General features: G+C 48.5%; 17 protein-coding genes. 10 read left to right on the top strand and 7 right to left on the bottom strand.

What is annotated here, in order from left to right:
- Nucleotides 1-199 precede the first annotated feature (199 nt).
- The 3 genes from ACFSUB_RS12740 (at nucleotide 200) to ACFSUB_RS12730 (ending at nucleotide 3,494) form a co-directional block, all read left to right on the top strand.
- Nucleotides 200-1,060, top strand: a complete 861-nt coding sequence (locus ACFSUB_RS12740; protein WP_380713627.1) for a DUF6612 family protein — start codon at nucleotides 200-202, stop codon at nucleotides 1,058-1,060.
- Between the two features lie 107 nt (nucleotides 1,061-1,167).
- Nucleotides 1,168-2,196: a zinc-dependent alcohol dehydrogenase family protein gene (locus ACFSUB_RS12735; RefSeq protein ID WP_380713626.1), complete on the top strand. Its 1,029-nt coding sequence runs from the start codon at nucleotides 1,168-1,170 to the stop codon at nucleotides 2,194-2,196.
- A 368-nt stretch (nucleotides 2,197-2,564) separates the two neighbouring features.
- Nucleotides 2,565-3,494 (top strand): nucleoside hydrolase, encoded by a 930-nt coding sequence (locus tag ACFSUB_RS12730; RefSeq protein WP_380713625.1) that lies wholly within the window; start codon nucleotides 2,565-2,567, stop codon nucleotides 3,492-3,494.
- Nucleotides 3,495-3,563: 69 nt separating this feature from the next.
- Here the strand turns inward: ACFSUB_RS12730 and ACFSUB_RS12725 are convergent, their stop codons facing one another.
- From ACFSUB_RS12725 to ACFSUB_RS12715, 3 genes are all read right to left on the bottom strand, one after another.
- A complete protein-coding gene (locus tag ACFSUB_RS12725; RefSeq protein WP_380713624.1) occupies nucleotides 3,564-4,592 on the bottom strand; it encodes a glycerophosphodiester phosphodiesterase family protein in 1,029 nt (342 codons plus the stop codon).
- 315 nt (nucleotides 4,593-4,907) lie between these two features.
- The gene (locus ACFSUB_RS12720) at nucleotides 4,908-6,371 is read right to left on the bottom strand and encodes an aldehyde dehydrogenase family protein (RefSeq protein WP_380713623.1); all 1,464 of its coding nucleotides are present in this window, start codon (nucleotides 6,369-6,371) and stop codon (nucleotides 4,908-4,910) included.
- Between the two features lie 3 nt (nucleotides 6,372-6,374).
- Entirely contained in the window at nucleotides 6,375-7,241 is an 867-nt protein-coding gene (locus ACFSUB_RS12715; RefSeq protein ID WP_380713622.1) for a methyl-accepting chemotaxis protein, read from the bottom strand.
- Nucleotides 7,242-7,415: 174 nt separating this feature from the next.
- Here ACFSUB_RS12715 and ACFSUB_RS12710 point away from each other — a divergent pair, with 174 nt between their 5' ends.
- A complete protein-coding gene (locus tag ACFSUB_RS12710) occupies nucleotides 7,416-7,841 on the top strand; it encodes a pyridoxamine 5'-phosphate oxidase family protein (protein ID WP_380713621.1) in 426 nt (141 codons plus the stop codon).
- 47 nt (nucleotides 7,842-7,888) lie between these two features.
- Here ACFSUB_RS12710 and ACFSUB_RS12705 read toward each other — a convergent pair whose 3' ends face one another.
- The gene (locus tag ACFSUB_RS12705) at nucleotides 7,889-8,575 is read right to left on the bottom strand and encodes a thermonuclease family protein (RefSeq protein ID WP_380713620.1); all 687 of its coding nucleotides are present in this window, start codon (nucleotides 8,573-8,575) and stop codon (nucleotides 7,889-7,891) included.
- 109 nt (nucleotides 8,576-8,684) lie between these two features.
- On the opposite strand from ACFSUB_RS12705, the gene ACFSUB_RS12700 reads away from it, so the two are divergent.
- From ACFSUB_RS12700 to ACFSUB_RS12690, 3 genes are read left to right on the top strand one after another with little or no spacing between them, the layout of a single operon-like run.
- Nucleotides 8,685-9,509: an MBL fold metallo-hydrolase gene (locus ACFSUB_RS12700; RefSeq protein ID WP_380713619.1), complete on the top strand. Its 825-nt coding sequence runs from the start codon at nucleotides 8,685-8,687 to the stop codon at nucleotides 9,507-9,509.
- A 15-nt stretch (nucleotides 9,510-9,524) separates the two neighbouring features.
- On the top strand, nucleotides 9,525-10,658 hold the full coding sequence (locus tag ACFSUB_RS12695) for an ethanolamine utilization protein EutH (RefSeq protein WP_380713618.1): 1,134 nt from the start codon (nucleotides 9,525-9,527) through the stop codon (nucleotides 10,656-10,658).
- Between the two features lie 8 nt (nucleotides 10,659-10,666).
- Nucleotides 10,667-11,506, top strand: a complete 840-nt coding sequence (locus ACFSUB_RS12690) for a M15 family metallopeptidase (protein ID WP_380713617.1) — start codon at nucleotides 10,667-10,669, stop codon at nucleotides 11,504-11,506.
- A gap of 309 nt (nucleotides 11,507-11,815) precedes the next feature.
- Here the strand turns inward: ACFSUB_RS12690 and cydS are convergent, their stop codons facing one another.
- Genes cydS through ACFSUB_RS12675 form a run of 3 tightly spaced genes read right to left on the bottom strand, consistent with a single transcriptional unit; the run spans nucleotide 11,816 to nucleotide 14,303 of the window.
- On the bottom strand, nucleotides 11,816-11,923 hold the full coding sequence (cydS, locus tag ACFSUB_RS12685) for a cytochrome bd oxidase small subunit CydS (protein ID WP_380713616.1): 108 nt from the start codon (nucleotides 11,921-11,923) through the stop codon (nucleotides 11,816-11,818).
- Nucleotides 11,924-11,940: 17 nt separating this feature from the next.
- A complete protein-coding gene (locus tag ACFSUB_RS12680; RefSeq protein WP_380713615.1) occupies nucleotides 11,941-12,954 on the bottom strand; it encodes a cytochrome d ubiquinol oxidase subunit II in 1,014 nt (337 codons plus the stop codon).
- A complete protein-coding gene (locus ACFSUB_RS12675; protein ID WP_380713614.1) occupies nucleotides 12,951-14,303 on the bottom strand; it encodes a cytochrome ubiquinol oxidase subunit I in 1,353 nt (450 codons plus the stop codon). The genes ACFSUB_RS12680 and ACFSUB_RS12675 overlap by 4 nt, the downstream gene beginning before the upstream one ends.
- A 269-nt stretch (nucleotides 14,304-14,572) precedes the next feature.
- Between ACFSUB_RS12675 and ACFSUB_RS12670 the strand changes: the two genes are divergently transcribed.
- Genes ACFSUB_RS12670 through ACFSUB_RS12660 form a run of 3 tightly spaced genes read left to right on the top strand, consistent with a single transcriptional unit; the run spans nucleotide 14,573 to nucleotide 18,165 of the window.
- Complete coding sequence (locus ACFSUB_RS12670) at nucleotides 14,573-15,346, top strand: alpha/beta fold hydrolase (protein WP_090926216.1); 774 nt, start codon at nucleotides 14,573-14,575, stop codon at nucleotides 15,344-15,346.
- A complete protein-coding gene (locus tag ACFSUB_RS12665; RefSeq protein ID WP_380713613.1) occupies nucleotides 15,346-16,932 on the top strand; it encodes a Mur ligase family protein in 1,587 nt (528 codons plus the stop codon). The genes ACFSUB_RS12670 and ACFSUB_RS12665 overlap by 1 nt, the downstream gene beginning before the upstream one ends.
- 21 nt (nucleotides 16,933-16,953) lie before the next feature.
- Nucleotides 16,954-18,165: a D-alanine--D-alanine ligase family protein gene (locus tag ACFSUB_RS12660; RefSeq protein WP_380713611.1), complete on the top strand. Its 1,212-nt coding sequence runs from the start codon at nucleotides 16,954-16,956 to the stop codon at nucleotides 18,163-18,165.
- The last annotated feature ends 66 nt before the right edge of the window (nucleotides 18,166-18,231 follow it).

Here is an 18,231-nt window from a genome sequence, read left to right as displayed (position 1 = left end):
AGTGCGGTCCTTGAAGATAAGTAACATCCTCTCGGTCATCCCGTCCTCGAGTCAGAAAACCCCCCCAGCCGCTTTTTTGAAATGACAGAATCCTGGTATATCTCTTTTCCTTCTGAGTTATTTTCGCAAAGCATTGGAAGATACAAGAAACTATGATATCTTTTCTTTATTGACGATTTGACCCGGGGAGGAGATTTCCATGAAAAAAAGAACAGCTTTGGTTTTTGGGGTATCCTGCGTATTTATGCTGGGAGCCTGCAGTGAAGAAGGAGAGCAGCAAAGCAGTCAGACGGATGCCTCTGTCGATAATGCCGAAGACGTGTTGACGCAGTCGGTGGAAGCAATGAGCGATGTGAATAGTTATTCGATCGATATGGATATGCAGCAGGAAATGAAGATGGGAGAACAAACGACGCCGGTGGATACTTCTATTTCAATGGATATCGTTCAGGATCCGCTCTCCTTCGCGCAGGAGATGACCACCACCAACCCTTCCACCGGGGAGGATATGGTGATGGAACAGTATCTGGCGGAGGACGGGACTATATACATGGAAGTTCCGATGCAGAATACGTGGATGAAAACAGATGCATCCTCTCTTGGCATTGAAAATCTGGAGGACATTGAAATGTCACCGGAAGCCCAGCTTGACATGCTTCGGGAAGTAACCGAAAACATGACAATGGAGGAAGAGGAGGGTCAATATGTGCTTCACATTGAGGGATCCGGAGATAAACTTCTTGAAATCGGAACGGAATTTGCAATGATGGAGTCGGATCCGCAAATGGAAGATCAATTGGAGACCATCATGAATGCCATGGATATCGAGTCTTTTCAATATACTATGTATATCGATAAAGAGACCTTTTATCAGGAAGAGATGGAAATGAGTATGGATCTGAGCATCGAGGAGGGAGGATCGTCAATGGAAATGAGTCAGACAACCAGTGCGGTGATGTCCGGCTTTAACGAGACGGAGTCCGTTGACGTCCCGTCTGAAGCAGTGGAGAATGCCGGGGAGATGGAAGAAGATATGATGCAGCCCAATACCGGGCAATAGCTGCTCATTGAAAGGGGGCCGCCCAGGCAGATGGTTGGACGTTCCGGGCTGCTGTTGTTTATCATAAAAGACAGAACAATGATTGGAAATAAAAGGAGGTCCTGAACATGGCTGAACAACAAGGAACGATGCGTTCGATTCGCCTGGAGAAAGAAGGAACCGTGGATAATCTCTATACGGTTGAAGAAAGCGTCCCATCTGCCCAGCGCGGGGAAGTCGTCGTGAAAGTCAAAGCTTCCTCTCTGAATTTCCGGGATCTTGCGATGTTGAAAACCGAGTATCCGGGCGGCATGAAGCCCAATCTTATTCCTCTATCCGACGGCGCGGGTGAAGTCGTGGAAGTCGGCGAAGGTGTGCGGCGTTTTCAGGTCGGAGACCGGGTTGCCGGTAACTTCATGAAAGAATGGTTCGGCGGACGCCGCCGTCCGACATATACCGAACCTTACGGCTCCCACAGCGACGGCTGGCTGACGGAGTATAAAGTGATTAATCCGGAGCTTCTCGTCGAAGTGCCCGATCACTTAACGTTTGAGCAGGCGGCCACGCTGCCGTGTGCCGGTGTGACAGCTTGGAACGCCCTCCACGGTCCGAGCCCGTTGATGGCCGGCGATACCGTTCTCACGCTTGGAACCGGCGGCGTATCCGTTTATGCGTTGCAGCTCGCAAAAGAACTGGGAATCAACGTTATCTCCACCACGTCGAGCAACGAAAAAGCAAAGAAACTGAAAGAGCTCGGCGCGGATGAGGTTATTAATTATAATGAAACACCGAACTGGGGAGAAAAAGCCAAGGAGCTGACCGGAGGTGTCGGTGTAAACCGCGTCGTGGAAGTTGTCGGTCCCGCCACCATCCAGCAGTCGTTGAAAGCAGTAGCTCCCGGAGATGAGTTATCTCTTATCGGGGTGCTCAGCCGCACCGGGGACAAGATTGATTACTACGATCTCTTCGGTTCAGCGTCCACCCGGACGATCGGGGTCGGAAGCCGTCAGGATTTTGAAAATATGAATCAGGTCATCGCGGACAAGAAGATGCAGCCAATTGTCGACAGCGCGTTCCCTATGGAACAGACAGGCGAGGCCTACAAATACCTGGACAGCCAGAAATTCTTCGGTAAAATTGCCATCTCCCACGAATAACATGTGCAGCGTTTCAACTAACCAATACTCCCGGTTATCTTATAAGGATAGTCGGGAGTATTTTATAGAAAAAGGCTCTACGCCGATGCCTGTCAGCAGCCTGAGGAAAGCGGTTCGTGTCCACAAAATGCTGTTGTATGGACACTATCGTAATTGAAACAGAGAAACAGTGGTTCCCGGCAGCAGTCCGGAACCACTAATCGTCCGTAGCAGCGGCATAGTGTCCATGGCCCCCTGTCCGCTGGACACTACCGGCGTCCCCCGGCTGGATAGTGTTCTTTCCCATGCCTTTGTACCAAGCTTTGTGAACGTTCTGCCCGTGTTACAATGAGGGGGAACGTCAGTCACATAAGGAAAGGAATATAGTTATGCCAAAACCGATTATTATGGATTGTGATCCTGGTCATGATGACGCGATAGCGATTTTTCTCGCGGCCGGGTCCCCGGAAGTTGATATTCAAGCGATTACTACGGTGTCCGGGAATGCACGGATCGAACATACGACGAAAAATGCTTTGATTGTTGCGGAGATGGCGGGTCTTCGAAACGTTCCTGTGGCGGAGGGAGCTGGTGAACCTCTTGTACGAACCGCGGTTACAGCGCCCCATATCCACGGGGAGACCGGACTGGAAGGTCCAGAGCTTCCGGAACCTGAAAAAATAGTGGAAGGGCAGCACGGGGTGGATCTTACGGCAGAGCTTCTCCTTCACGCAGAGGAACCCATTACCCTTGTTCCGACAGGACCTCTCACCAATATCGCCTGGCTGTTGAAACGGTATCCCGGGGTCAAAAAGAATATAAAAGATATCGTGTTGATGGGAGGAGGATCGTACGGGAATTGGACACCGGCGGCGGAATTCAATATATATGCCGATCCGGAAGCGGCCCGCATTGTTTTTGAAAGTGGTCTGCCGGTCACGATGGCAGGTCTGGATCTTACCCATCAGGCGTTGGCCGGGGACGAGGAGAAAGAATTTCTGCGCGGAGCAGGGACGAAAGCCGCCGCGTTCACAGCGGAGCTTCTGGATTATTTCGCTGGTACATACCGTAGTCTCTTCGGCTTTTTTGCAGCGCCTCTTCATGATGCGTGTGCCGCGGCCTTCAGTATCAATGAGAATGTCTTCTCCACGGAGCACCTGCCGGTTAACGTCGAAACGAGCGGCACCTATACGATGGGCATGACGGTTATTGATTCGCTCCAGACGACAGGGAAAGCACCGAATGTCCACGTGGCCCGTGACCTGAACAATGATGTATTTTGGAGTATGCTGAAAAAGGCACTGGAGCGTCTGCCTTGATTACTTGTGAATGGAAAAAGGGGACCTCCGGAAAGCCGGGGCCTCCCTTGGTGACAAATGAAATAGATGTTATGAATCATTCTCTGTTTCTTCTATGACACGCTGCAGTTGTTCAGGATAATTTGTAAATATACCTGTAACACCCCAATCTATCAGACGTTCCATATTGTCTTCGCTATTGATTGTATAAACATGGAATAAAAGATTATGATCCAATGTTTTCTGGACGAACTCTTCATCAATTACTTCTGTATCTTCAAACGTCAGATGCGGACCGATCCCCGCAGCATAACTTCGTATCTCTTCGTAGTCTTCCGCTGTCATGTCTTCAGGAGCCGGTGTGATGTCGAGCCACTCCTTACGTTTGCCGGTTTCTTCATCGACTTCCCACCACAGCAGCTGGATCAGAGGAATATCTTGATTTAATTCATGAATGGTCTTCAAGCTGTCCTGATTAAACGATTGGATGATAATACTGTTATTTTCAATCAAATCATACTCTTCCACTAACTCAACCAGTGGTTCCTCCATATCATTGTTTAACTCCGGTGATTTGGTTTCTATGTAATAGTTTTCTTCGGTGCCATAGCGTTCAAATACCTCTTTCAGTGTCATAACAGAAGCATTTTCATAAGATTCATCCGCCTTATTCGGGTTTTCTTCATTAAACCAGGACCCGGCATCGAGATTTTGGAGTTCTTTCAGAGTGAATTCTCCAACCTCGCCTTCGCCGTTGGTTGTACGTTTGACATCCTCGTCATGAATAACGACAAGTCTCCCGTCCTTCGTTTTCTGGACATCCATTTCCAGCCATGCATTCTCCACCTCAGCCGCCTGATCAAAGGCGAAGGTTGTGGCTTCCGGTGCACTGCCGCTTGCTCCCCGGTGTGCAATGTTCATGATTTCCTGATCCTGAACAGCTGAGGGATCTAACACTTCGGAAGCAGAGCTTTCGGGATCTTCTGAGCTGCTTTCAGCACTCGTTTTTGTTTCATTTTCTCCGGAACCTTCAGAAGTACCGGCTTTTTCATTACTACAAGCTGCTATAAAAAGTATAAATAAAAGGTAAACGGTCATTCTTCTCCACTTTGATACCATGTTGGATCTTCCCCCCTGCGATTAATTATTAAATATATTTTTAATAATTAAAACTTTAAATAATTATTTAACATAAGTAAAGCAGAAGGAATAAAGACCTGGTTCTTTCATTTTTAATGAACAGGTTATATCTTCAAATATCGAGGTTTATCATTTGATATCTTTCATTCACGAAAAAAATTCATACCTCCGCTTTGTCCAGAGACAAAGCGGAGGTATGAAAAGGCAGAATCGGCACGGTAGAGATAACCAGATGTTTGGGATGAAGTAGAGCGGCTGGCATTCATCAAACGTTTGTTTAAAAAGTACTGCTGGTCAGGAGTAAGGAAACGTTCGTTTCGTGTGCTGGACGGAAATCCATTTTTTCGTGGTGAAAGCATCGAGGCTTTCATCTCCGTTCAACCGGCCGATACCGGACATTTTTTCTCCGCCGAATGCGACAATCGGCTCGTCATTAATCGTACCGTCATTGATATGAATCATACCTGTTTCCATCCGTTTTGCCAGTTCTGCACCCCGTTCGATGTCTTCGGTATGAATGGCCCCGCTCAGACCGTAGTCGGAGGCGTTAGCAATAGCGAGTGCTTCTTCATCGGTCCGGAAGGTAAGTACACTGACAGCCGGTCCGAACAATTCTTCCCGGGCTGCCTTCATATCCGGAGTGACTTCTGTCAGGATGGTCGGGGAGACAAGGCTGCCATCGGCTTCGCCTTTCAGGAGCGGGACAGCTCCTTCTTCGATGCCCTCCTCAATGATTTTCATCAAGGTGTCTGCCTGTTTTTTGTTAATAAGCGGCCCGATGATGGTGTCCTCTTCACGGGGATCCCCGACTTTCAGAGAAGCGACGGTTTCTTTGTACTTTTCCAGAAAGGTTTCCTTGATGGATTCATGAACGAGAATCCGGTTGGCGGACATGCAGATCTGCCCCTGATGGGTGAAACGGCTGAACACAGCAGCACTGACAGCATAATCAACATCAGCGTCATCGAGAACAACAAGAGCGCTGTTTCCTCCTAATTCAAGCGAGGCTTTTTTCAGGTACCGGCCGGCGAGTTCTCCGATTTTCTTTCCAACAGCTGTTGACCCTGTAAAAGAGATCACTTTGTTTAAAGGGTGGGAGACAAATAAGTCACCAACCTCACCGATGTCGAGCAGAACGGCGTTCACCAGTCCTTTAGGAAATCCGGCTTCTTCAAACAGCTGAACAATCATCGTCCCGCCGGTTACCGGAGTGTCTTCGTGTGGTTTGATGACCACGCCGTTTCCTGCTCCGACAGCTGTTACCACGGACTTCATAGATAGAAAGAATGGGAAATTAAATGGGCTGATCACCCCGACCACGCCGACAGGCATCTGGTATACGCGGTTTTCTTTTCCATCCACCGGGGAGGGGAGGATCTGCCCGTTCATCCGCAGCGGATAGGTAGCCGCTTCTTTAATCATGTCTTTGACGAGACCAATCTCGAATCCTGCTTTTAAGCGGGTGCCGCCTAACTCATCTATGATTAACTCGGTGATTTCACTCTCTCTTTTTTCAAGAACTGCCGCCAGCTCCAGCAGCATGTCTCTTCGTTTGTAAGGGTTGAGTTCATTCCACTCTTTCTGTACCTGATCGGCACTTTCATAGGCGGCATGAAGGTCGTCGGGGGAAGCGGATGCGGCTGCTCCGAGTAACTGCCCGGAGTAGGGGTTGTAGTTCTCCATCCTGCGGCTGCCGTTCCCATCACGCCAGGTTCCGCCGAGTGCCTGTGTATTTAAGTCTTCAAATGTATATGTCATCGGTTAGTCTCCCTTTCCTTCATCAGTATGGCTGGATGCCATCTCGTTTAATTTCTGCACTTCATGGTACACACGCTGCACCGTTTCTGACATATCGTCCATTGCTTTGGCCTGTTCCGTCGATTGTTCATTTACGTTTTTCACCATGTGCTGGAGCGATGCAATTTTGTCATTTAATTCGTTCGTTGTTTTCCGGATGTCGGCCGCAAATTGTTTTGTCTGGCTGCCCATGTTCTGGACTTCTTTTGAAACTACGGAGAACCCTTTCCCGTATTCCCCTGCTCTTGCCGCCTCAATGGAGGCATTAAGTCCTAGAATATGACTTTTTTCGGAAATGTTTGTTACTTGTTCGGAAAATGATTCAATCCTGCCGACTCCGGCGCCCATTTCTTCAAAGGCTTCAGTCGTCTGATTCAAATTGCTGGATAGTTCATCAATCGATGAAGTAATCTCTTCAATCGAGGCGCTCATGTTTTCAAACATATCTGTCAGACCATGGCTGACGTCGGCAAGCAGCTGGTTTTTTTCGATGCTGGTTCCAAGGCCCACGCCGCCGATGACGTTTTGGTTCTCATCACGGAGCGGGATGGCATTGGCCGCTACGGAAACACCGAATACCTCTTTTGGAACGATCATGCTTTGGGGTTTATTTTCGAAAATCGCTTTTGCGATGATGTCGCCTTCCTGCAGGGGATCTCCTACTTTGACGGGAAGTTTGAACGTTTTTCCGGGGATGTTTAGTACCAGTTCTTCTGTATTGTATATGCCGACGGTTACATCCTCCTGGGATAGCTGGTTTAAAAATGGGGACACTTTTATAAAGGCATCCAGAATACTTATGTCTGTCCCGGTGCTGGTTTGTGCACTCATATTATTTCCTCCTTGCTTCCTTTTGAAATAGCAATGATTATATCGGCATCTTTTTCATTAAATGTAAGTGAAATACTGTGACATCTTATCGATGTAAAAAAATCGACAAGGTTTATACGGTGTTTCGCAGGGGAATCCTATTTTATAAGAGCAGAAAAAAAGGAGGTCCTTTTCATGGAACAAAATGAACTCAAAAATAAAATTCTGCACATTATTGATGAATACAAAACAGGGGTGCTGGCGACGGTAGAGCAGGAGCGTCCGCATTCGAGGTACATGACGTTTTATCATGACGACATCACCCTTTATACGCCGACGAGCAGAGATACCCATAAGGCTGAAGAAATTGACAAGAATCCATACGTACACATTCTGCTTGGATATGAAGGAGAAGGACTTGATGATCTTTATGTGGAGGTATCGGGAAAAGCCGTTATCCGGGAAGATAAAACGGTCAAGCAGCAATTCTGGCATGAGAGCATGAACCACTGGTTTGACGGAATCGACGACCCCGAATTCATCATGCTTGAAATACAGCCTGAAGGAATGAGGCTCATGAATAAAGCAGGGGAGCCGCCGCAGGAACTAAATCTAAAATAGTGAGAGGATAAGCCGGCTGAAACGGGATGTTCAGCCAGCTTATTTATTTACTGCTTCACTGCGCGAAAACCGGCTTCTTCGGCCGCTTCCGTGCTGCAGAACATTTCCTCAGCTTTGGTCTGTTCATAATGACGGCTCCCGGGTGTATGATAAATATAATCCCCGCTTGAACTGTGATTCCCTTTAATCTTCGGATCTTCGCATTCTGTTTCCTGGACAGCTTCAGGGTGAAACCCTTCTTCCCCTGCGTAGCCTTCCTTTTCCCATATCCCTTTCTCCTCGGAACGGGCTTCTTCTTCGACCTCCTGCAGCTGCTCCACGTAGCGGGTGTTTGGTTCAATAATATAAGCCACGCGGGCCAGCCCTTTTTCTACCATTTGTTTATTGACCATCTCCCCGTCAGCCCAGAGGTAAGCAAGGAAACGGTCATAATCATCACGGATGGTCGTGTCTATTTCCACGGTAACCTCTTTTCCTTCCGGAAGCAGATCCTTGGCATAGCCGCTGGCTTCCGGTCCGTACGGTTGAACAGGTTCCTCCGGGTGCACTGTTTCAGGTGTATCGATCAAGAGCAGGCGGATCGTTTCTTCTTTGCCATCTGCCATTTCTACGGTAACTGTATCTCCGTCTACGACCTCCGTCACTTCCGCCTTTATTTTTTCTCCTTCTTCATAAGATGCAGTGCCGCATGCACTCATCAGGATAATAATAAACAGGTATATATAATATTTCATTCAGGCAGGCTCCTTTTTACGCTTTTATCGTTGTGGTAAAACGGGTATATGCTGGGAAACACCTGATTCTATCAGGTACACGTGATTTTTATAGAACGAAAGAGGTGGCATGATGCCGGTGCAATACAAAAATCAATACGTTACGGTATTTCAAAGTGAGCTTTATCAAACGACGTCCACTGTCGCTGTTACAAAAGATATGATTCTTATCGTGGATCCAACCTGGCTCCCCGGTGAAATCGAGACCATACGGCAGCACGTTGCAAAAAACGATGCCGGACAGCATAAATACCTGCTTTTTACGCATTCTGATTTTGACCATATTCATGGGTGGAAGGCATTTCCGGAAGCAGTTACCATTGCTTCGCGGGGATTTGTGGATAGAACCAACAAGAAGAAGATGGTGCAGGAAGCGCAGGATTTTGAAGACTATTATTATATTGAGCGCCCTTATCCCGTGGAGTATCCCCAAATTGATATTATCATTGATCATGATGAACAGACGATAAAAAATGGTGATACGTCAGTATCTTTTTATCTTGCACCGGGGCATCAGGTCGACGGGGTGTTTGCTGTGGTGCATGAACCGGGGGTTTTGATTGCCGGAGACTATGTAAGTGATGTCGAGTTTCCTTTTATTCATCATGACAGCGAAGCCTACGAACGCACGGTGGATAAACTGGAAGAAGTGGTGGATGACAAAAAGATCAAGCTGCTTATTCCCGGTCACGGCAAGTGCACGACAGACCGTGATGAAATGAGAGACCGTATCGGAGATTCGCGCTGGTATATCGAAACACTCCGGGACGAAATCAGGCAGCAGAAACGATTGGATGTGCTGGAAGCGTTCGTGGACAGCTACCGGTTTTCGCGTTATCTTAGAGAAGAACATGAAAACAACAAAGCTCAGATACAGAAGGAATATAGAGCATAGAGAGTAGGAAATACCTTGGGAGTACTTCAGGATATTGTGATTTGGATCCTGGCGGTTTTTGTGATAGTCGGCGGGGTGGATAAAGCATTTGGCAGCCGGTTTGGTTACGGGCAAGCCTTTGACCGGGGTTTTGCCGCGATGGGACCGGTCGCTGTTGTGATTGTGGGAATGATTTCGCTTGCCCCTGTATTGGCTGACCTTCTCCGGCCTGTGGTCGCACCGGTTTACCAATGGCTGGGAGCGGACCCGTCGATGTTTGCCACCACGATCCTGGCACTGGACATGGGAGGATGGGCCTTGGCCGGAGAACTGGCGGGAACGGAAGAATCCGCCCGGTTTGCCGGTATTCTTCTTGGCAGTATGCTGGGAGCAACGCTGACCTTTACGGTGCCTGTTGCTTTGAGTATCCTGAAAAAAGAAGATCACGCCCTGTTTGCGAAAGGAATACTGGCCGGCATTACAACTATTCCAGTCGGTATGCTCGCCGGGGGAGCGGCAGCAGGGTTTTCCATACAGCAGATGGTGTTGAACCTGGTGCCCATTTTTCTCGTATCCGGTTTGATTCTACTTGGATTATGGTGGAAAATGGAAGCGATGGTGCAAGGGTTTCGGATTTTCGGGAGGCTGGTGACGGTGGTAACAACACTGGCTACGGTTGTCGTTGTGCTGCAGTCGCTTACCGGCTGGACTATTATTGATGGTATGGCCCCGTCCCGGGAAGGCATACTGACCGTTGGGACGCTTGCGTTTACGCTGGCAGGAGCCTTTCCGCTGGTTCATTTTTTCCAGAAGTTGATTTCCGGAAAGGGACGGGGGAAACAATTTATTATGAGCCCGGCGGCCTGGTCCGGCTGGTGTGCTTCGTTGGCGCATATCATTCCAATGTTTACGCTCAGCAGGGATATGGACGAGGATGGAAAATTGATGAATTATGCTTTCGCGGTGAGCGGAGCATTTCTTCTCGGTGGTCACCTCGGTTACACTGCTGCTGTGGATGAGGCGATGATTATACCGCTTCTTGTAGGGAAACTGGCAGGAGGCTTAAGCGCCATGGGGGTTGCTTACGCAATGATTCAAAAATCCAGAACCTCCATTTCTGACACGGCTCCATCGTGGTATGATAAGAAGGAATTTCAACATAAAGGATAGGATTCCCCATGAATAAAACGCTCATCAGTTTCGGTGCTGCGGTTCTGCTTGCCCTCGGCGGATGTTCGGCTTCCGGACAGCCCGAGGGAGAAGAGCAGACCAGCAGCGGGGATGCATCTCCCCAGGAAGACCAGGCCGAACAAGAGACAGAAACGGAAAAAGAATCCGAGCCTGTTTTTGAGGCAGAGGAGGAACAGCCGGAAACAAAAGACCCAGAGACTGAAGAACAGGAGCAGACGACCCCTCCGTCTGTGAATGAAGACGGGGTGCTGCAGGATCCTGCGGCACTGGATGCTCTTGTGAACCGGCAGTACCATTTACCGTCGGATTATGTGCCGGAAGATCTGACCGTTCCGGATGTGCGGTTCCCGTATGAAGAAGATGTACCGAAAAAACAGGTGCGTGAACCGGCAGCCAAAGCCCTGGAATCGCTGTTCAGCGGAGCGGAGGAGGAAGGACTTCATTTATTTGCTGTTTCAGGGTACCGCTCCTATGACCGCCAGGAATCCATTTTTGCCGCTAACGCAGAAGAAGACGGGATGGAAGCAGCCAACCAGTACAGCGCTCAAGCGGGAGAAAGTGAGCATCAGAGCGGTCTTGCCATGGATGTCAGCTCCCAGTCGGCGGATTTCGCATTGACCAATGACTTCGGAGAGACGCCGGAAGGGCAGTGGCTGAAAGAGCACGCCCATGAATACGGCTTTGTCATCCGCTACCCGGAAGATAAAACCGATATTACCGGTTATCAGTACGAACCATGGCACCTCCGCTACGTTGGAAAAGAGCTTGCAGCCACCCTTCATGATACAAATCAGACGCTCGAAGAATATTACGGTACTGCCGAATAAAAAAACACCGCTGCCCTGCAGTGGTGCTTTTCTTGTTTATTGATACATGTACCGGTATGTCGGTGCTCTTGAGGTCCGGCGCCCGGTCATCCTTACGTTTAGGACCGGGAAATGGCGGAAAACGTTACATAGAACCATTTATGATGCGCTTTTGCTGTTTCGAAGTTTCACAAACGTAATCATGAATGAACCATAGTTGCGTTTGTGCGGGTCCGATGTTCGTAAACGTAACCATGAACCGTTTATAACTACGATGGCCCCGGGTGGGACCGCTCAAACGTCACCAACCCAACAAGGTCCACTTCCTCCTCAATCGTTGTGAAAATAATCGCTCCGCCGTCCGCCCCATAAAAAAACGACCAGCACACAAGCAGCGAGAACAAGATGGGGCGCGATCATAAGCAGGAAAAACTCCATAGCACACCGCTCCTTTCCTATCGATTCCCGCGGACATAATCAGCATCAAACAAAAACAGCCTCATTAACAGAACGAGGGACGGGATCAACAGCAGCAGTCCTGCAATAAAAGCGGCAATCAGTGCCGCTGCCATCGTTTCGTTCACGAACCCGTCGTAGATAGTGAGGTGCGGATACAACAGGTACGGAAGGTGGGAGGCTCCGTAGCCGAACCACGCACTGAAAAATTGGAGCATCACCAGTACGAAGGCCAGTCCGAGACGGCGTTCACGGTAAATCAGCATGACAGCCCCCAGGAAAAACAGGAAGGACAACATGAACATCCAGCTTATATCCAGCATGCTTTGGAAATGTTCAGGATTGTGCCGGCTGATCGTATAGAAGATCAGCAGACTGGCAAGAATGGCCGGCCCCGCCCAGAACAATGTGTAGCGGCGGAATATCTGATGGGACGCTCTATCCCCCGCCTGATACGAGTAGTACGTCAAAAACGCGGCCGAAATATAAAGAACACTCACCACGGCCAGCACTACCACGCTCCAGGAATACGTACTAGTCAGCAATTCGCGGAGCAGCAGCGTTACACTGCCTTCCGACACATCCAGATAACCTCCTTCTGAAATCGTAAGCACGATCGTGAATGAAGCAGGGATCAACAGTCCGCTTATCCCGTAGAGAAACGAGTATACCCGGCTGTCTTTGGAGCCATACGTATTGAAAGCGTAATAGGAGCCGCGTATGGCGATCAGGACAATAGAGATGCTTCCCGGAACAAGAAGCGCCGTTCCGTAATAATACGCGGTGTCGGGGAAGAAACCGACAATCCCGACAAAGAAGAAAACAAGGAACACATTCGTCACTTCCCACACAGGGGACAGATAGCGCTGGATCAGTTTGTTCACCTGGTAATTCTTACGGGAGAGTTTGTTGTAAAAGTGAAAGAATCCGGCTCCGAAATCGATAGAGCCGACAATCAGGTAACCGTAAAGGAACAGCCACAATACGGTGATGCCGAGTATTTCGTAAGTCATGACGACCCTCCCCGTCTGTCAATGCCGCGGCTCTCGAGTTCATGAGCAACGGGATTGTTCTTGAACATTTTTCGCAGAACAACGGCGCTTGAAATCCCGAGGACAGCGTAAAGTCCGATAAACAGATACAGCATGGCATCGACATGTTCGGAGGTCGTCGCGCCATCCGGTGTCCGCATGATGTCATGCAGAATCCACGGCTGGCGGCCTACTTCCGCATACACCCATCCCAACTCTGTCGCAAGAATGGACAACGGTCCGCCGGCGGCAACACCCCAAAGCAGAACCTTATGATGCAGCCAGGCCGGTTTTTTCCACCTGAACACCAGGTACAGCAGGGGGATAAAAACAAGATACATCCCGATTGCTACCATGCTGTCAAAAAAGTAATGCACAATGAGCGGCGGCCGGTCTTCCTGTGCAAATTCCTCCAGACCAGTCACTTCCGCCGACGGCGTGCCGTGCGCCAGAATGCTGAGAGCATAGGGAACTTCAAGCGCATACTGAACGTTATTACCTTCCTTCAGCACTCCCCCTACGACAAGTGGAGCTTCTGTCTGCGTTTCAAAATGCCATTCGCCGGCAGCCAGTTTTTCAGGCTGGTACTCGGCCAGGTATTTTCCCGATAGATCACCGATACCTACCGTACCGATAGAGAAAACAAACGCGGCTGTCATCGTCAGCTGCAATGCTTTTTTGTGATACACATGCCGGTCGCCTTTGAGCATTTTGACGGCGCCGATCATGCCGAGCACAAAAGCGGATGTGAGGTAGCAGGTGACAAGCACGTGGGCGGTTTTGGTCGGAGCCGCCGGATTGAACATCGCAGCAAGTGGGTGTATATTGGTAATCACACCGTTTGTCAGCTCGAAACCCCGAGGCGCATTCATGAAAGAGTTGACCGAGGTGATAAAGAAAGCGGAAAACGAAGCCCCGATGACAATCGGTATCATGAGAAGGAAATGGCGGGTTCTGTTTTTAAACCGGTCCCACGTGTAAAGATATATACCAAGAAAAATTGCCTCGAAAAAGAAAGCAAATACTTCCATGAAAAGGGGGAGGGAAATCGTCTGTCCGGCGAGCTGCATAAAATTCGGCCAGAGCAGGTTCAGCTGCAACCCGATGGAAGTGCCGGTCACCACACCCACCGCCACCGTGACAACAAACCCGCGGGCCCACCTCCGGGCGAGAAGCCGGTAATGTTCATCATGTTTGCGCAGCCCCATCCACTCGGCAAAGGCAATCATCAACGGCACGCCGACACCAATCGTAGCGAAGATGATATGAAATCCGAGTGTCAGGCCGGTCAGCATCCGGCTGAATACGGCCGCGTCATATTCCAGAAACATACCAAACCCTCCTCTTTCTGCTTAGTTATATCCTGCCCTGTGCAAAAATAATATAAAGATTTTTATTCTGTGAATAACATTACAAGTTTGCTTGGAGAGAAAGGGCTGCAAGTGAAAAACCGAATGAAAGATACGATTCTCGTTTTGTTTTAGATATGATAAGATATAGTGGCGGCTATGTGTTTTATGGAAAAGAACATAAACAGCGTAGCAGGTGATTATATATACAATATAGATATAAGTCAGCGAAGAATAGGGGCGTTATAGCTGTGAACATAGATATAGACGGAGTGAAGGTGGGCTACCACGTCTCCGGAGAAGGAGCGGATGTGGTGCTTCTTCACGGGTGGGGGGCGGAGCGGAAAGCTTTTGCTCCGGTTCATCAATCCCTGGAGAAACATTTCAGAGTATGGTCCCTTGATTTCCCTGGTTTTGGAGAAAGTGAAGAACCGCCGGAACCCTGGGACGTCGCAGCCTATACCAAAATGCTCGGGACCTTTCTTGAAACGATGCATATCGACCAGCCGATTCTCGTGGGTCATTCCTTCGGCGGCAGGGTATCGATCAAATACGCTGCCGGCAGTCCGGTACATAAAGTGATTCTTGTGGACAGTGCCGGAATTAAGCCGAAACGCAAATGGCAGTATTATGTTAAAGTCTATACGTATAAAGCATTTAAAAATATACTGAACCTGCCGGTGCTCAACCGGTATAAAGAAACGATTCTCACAAAAGTAAAAGGAAAGCTCGGTTCCACAGATTATAAAAATGTTTCCGGAACGATGCAGCAGACGTTTGTTAAAGTGGTGAATGAGGACCTCCGCCATCATCTTCCCGACATACAGGTGCCGACACTGCTTGTATGGGGGGAGCATGATGAGGCGACTCCCGTCGCAGATGCCCGTTTGATGGAAGACATGATTCCGGATGCGGGTCTTGTCGTTCTGGAAAATGCGGGTCATTATTCGTATCTTGATAAGCGGCAGCAGTTTTTGTTGGTAATCGATTCTTTCCTTCAAAAAGATAAAGGGGAGAGGAAGTAATGACAGGCATACTTATACTATTATTCCTGGCAGCCTGGGGCTGGCACACGGCCCGAATCGTGAAAACCAGCACTCATATGCTGCAGTTAAATGCCTATCGGACAGAACGATACTGGAACTGGGTGATTTCACACACGTCCAAAGCTTTTCCGGCACAGAGCTTTCTTCCGTTTCTTTCCTTTCTTCCATTGATTTTTGGAAACGAAACGGCAGCGTTAACCGTGGGAACGCTTATTTTTGCGCTTTTGGCCTATTTCACGGCGGAAGAACAAGAAAAGAAGAAGCTGGTCTTTACTTCCAGAGTGAAGAGGCTTCTTGTTACAACCGGGGTATTATTTGCGGTGACGGCTCTGCTGGGCATTATTTTCGGCACAGGGCTTGAAAGCAGTATTGGATGGTTTCTGCTGCTTATGGCAGGTTCCTCCGTTCTCACGTATTTTTATACCCTTGCTGCCAATGTTATCAACTGGCCGGTGGAAAAACAGATCAGCCAGTATTACTACCATGACGCGGAGAAGATAATTAAACAGATGAATAACCTTGAAGTGATTGGCGTGACGGGAAGTTACGGAAAGACAAGTACGAAACACATTCTCGAAACCGTCCTGTCGTCTGAATTTAATGTATTGATGACTCCCGAGAGTTATAACACGAAAATGGGAGTTACCAAGACCATCCGGACGATGCTGAAACCCTATCACAATATCTTCATTGCGGAAATGGGAGCAAAACAGGAATATGATATTCAGGACATAAGTGAACTGGTTCATCAGAAATACGGAATACTGACCGCAATCGGGGAGCAGCATCTGGAGACATTCAAGACACTTGATAATATCAAGAAGACAAAATTTGAATTAATTGAGACACTCCCGCATGAGGGGACGGCTTTTCTGAATAAAGATGATCAGAATATCATGTCTTACCAGCAGCGTAATCAGTGCCGGACGATGTATTACGGGATTGATTCAGTGGATCTTCATTACCGGGCTGCTGATATTTCCTATTCTTCCAAAGGGTCGGAGTTCACCGTTTATAAATACGATGGAACGTCGGTAAAGATTCAGACGAAACTGCTCGGTCGTCATAACATCTACAATATTCTTGCCGCGATAGCGATGGCATCGGAAAAAGGCATTTCTTTTGAAAAGATTGCCCGTTCCGTCAAGCAGGTCGCGCCGGTGGAACACCGTCTGGAACTGAAAAAATCATCCGGCAATATTACGATTGTAGACGACAGTTTCAACTCGAATCCGGTCGGATCGAGAATGGCGCTTGAAGTGCTGGGACAGATGCCGGAATATAAGATGCTTGTCACACCCGGAATGATAGAGCTGGGAGAAAAAGAGTATGAACTGAACAAGAGGTTTGCCGAATATGCTGCAGATGTCTGTGACTTTGTCATATTAGTCGGGAAGAAACAAACGGAACCGATGCAGCAGGGACTTGCAGACAAAGGATATCCAAAAAATCAATATTATGTAGCGGAGAACCTGCAGGACGCCCTTCAGAAAATGAACGAGCAGGCGCTTCAGAAGTCAGTGGTTCTGCTGGAAAATGATCTCCCGGATACATTTAACGAGTAATCAGATGAAGGAGAGCTGTACATGAAAACAAGGGTAGGGGTATTTTTCGGCGGTGTGTCGGTGGAGCATGAAGTATCCGTTATTACCGCTCTGCAGGCTGTGCAGGCGATGGACGATTCGAAATACGAAGCGGTCCCTGTGTACATCAGTAAAGACCGCTCCTTTTACACCGGTGAGCAGCTGCTGGATATAGAAAACTATAAAGACCTGGACAATCTGCTGGAGAATGCACAGAAAGTCACACTCACGACTTCAGAAGACGAAAGCGTCCTCCTTCAGAAAGACCCGGTTCCTCGTTTTGGGAAGAAAATTATTACAGAGATAGACCTTGCTTTCCCGATTCTCCACGGCACATTTGGAGAGGATGGAGTGATGCAGGGGTACTTTGAACTGCTTCACCTTCCTTATGTAGGATGCGATGTGCTGTCTTCGGCGGGTGGCATGGATAAAGTAGTAATGAAACAGATTCTGCGGGATTCTGGTGTTCCGGTTCTCGATTATGTCTGGTTTTACAGCAGCTACTGGGTGGAAAACAGCCGGGAAATGACCAAAATGATACGTGAAAAACTTGGTTTTCCGGTCATTGTGAAGCCGGCCAATCTCGGATCGAGCGTGGGGATCAATAAAGCCGAAAACCAACAGGAACTGGAGGAGTCGGTGGAAGAAGCCATGGAATTTTCCTCGAAGCTCCTTGTTGAAACGATGGTTGAAGATATGAAAGAAGTGAACTGCTCTGTGCTCGGAGATTATGAAGAAGTGGAAGCCTCCGTCATTGAAGAAGTGCTGAAGTCCGAAGACATCCTGAGTTATGAAGATAAATACCAGGGTGGAAACGGAAAAGATGGAGACGGTGCGAAAGGAATGGAAAGCACGGATCGTATCATTCCTGCTGAACTTGAAGAAAACAGGGCAAAGGAAGTCCAGGAACTTGCCAAGGATACATTCCAGATTCTTGGTTGCAGCGGTGTATCGCGTATTGATTTTCTTATTGATCAGAATGCGGGCCGCGTTTATGTCAATGAGATCAACACCATACCCGGATCACTGTCTTATTACTTGTGGGAACCGGCAGGTAAAGATTACACAACATTAACGGATCAGCTTATTCAGCTCGCTTTGAAGCGAAAAAGAGAGCGGGACAAACTTGTGTTTTCTATTGATTCCAATCTATTTTCCATGCAGCAGGCAGGGGGAGGAAAAGGAAGCAAAAGCGGAACAAAAAGTTCCTCCTGATTCTTAAAAAAGGTGTTGCAACAACTGCAGCGTTTAAGATATAATATCCTGTGTCAGCAGACAAGG

Origin of the sequence: Salibacterium lacus, from assembly GCF_042684865.1 — a bacterium.
Classification (GTDB): domain Bacteria; phylum Bacillota; class Bacilli; order Bacillales; family Marinococcaceae; genus Salibacterium; species Salibacterium lacus.
The sequence above is the reverse complement of the archived record's forward strand: the minus strand, read 5'-3'. Positions and strand labels throughout refer to the sequence as shown.

Bases quoted from the DNA above. Each gene is read 5' to 3' on its own strand.
- ACFSUB_RS12720 (WP_380713623.1), bottom strand. From the start codon at position 6,371: ATGACATATACATTTGAAGACTTAAATACACAGGCACTCGGCGGAACC.
- ACFSUB_RS12715 (WP_380713622.1), bottom strand. From the start codon at position 7,241: ATGAGTGCACAAACCAGCACCGGGACAGACATAAGTATTCTGGATGCC.
- ACFSUB_RS12675 (WP_380713614.1), bottom strand. From the start codon at position 14,303: ATGTTTCTGGAATATGACGCGGCCGTATTCAGCCGGATGCTGACCGGC.
- ACFSUB_RS12740 (WP_380713627.1), top strand. From the start codon at position 200: ATGAAAAAAAGAACAGCTTTGGTTTTTGGGGTATCCTGCGTATTTATG.
- ACFSUB_RS12730 (WP_380713625.1), top strand. From the start codon at position 2,565: ATGCCAAAACCGATTATTATGGATTGTGATCCTGGTCATGATGACGCG.
- ACFSUB_RS12700 (WP_380713619.1), top strand. From the start codon at position 8,685: ATGATGCCGGTGCAATACAAAAATCAATACGTTACGGTATTTCAAAGT.
- ACFSUB_RS12665 (WP_380713613.1), top strand. From the start codon at position 15,346: ATGACAGGCATACTTATACTATTATTCCTGGCAGCCTGGGGCTGGCAC.
- ACFSUB_RS12660 (WP_380713611.1), top strand. From the start codon at position 16,954: ATGAAAACAAGGGTAGGGGTATTTTTCGGCGGTGTGTCGGTGGAGCAT.
- ACFSUB_RS12710 (WP_380713621.1), top strand. From the start codon at position 7,416: ATGGAACAAAATGAACTCAAAAATAAAATTCTGCACATTATTGATGAA.
- ACFSUB_RS12705 (WP_380713620.1), bottom strand. From the start codon at position 8,575: ATGAAATATTATATATACCTGTTTATTATTATCCTGATGAGTGCATGC.
- ACFSUB_RS12680 (WP_380713615.1), bottom strand. From the start codon at position 12,954: ATGACTTACGAAATACTCGGCATCACCGTATTGTGGCTGTTCCTTTAC.
- ACFSUB_RS12690 (WP_380713617.1), top strand. From the start codon at position 10,667: ATGAATAAAACGCTCATCAGTTTCGGTGCTGCGGTTCTGCTTGCCCTC.
- cydS (WP_380713616.1), bottom strand. From the start codon at position 11,923: ATGGAGTTTTTCCTGCTTATGATCGCGCCCCATCTTGTTCTCGCTGCT.
- ACFSUB_RS12725 (WP_380713624.1), bottom strand. From the start codon at position 4,592: ATGGTATCAAAGTGGAGAAGAATGACCGTTTACCTTTTATTTATACTT.
- ACFSUB_RS12735 (WP_380713626.1), top strand. From the start codon at position 1,168: ATGGCTGAACAACAAGGAACGATGCGTTCGATTCGCCTGGAGAAAGAA.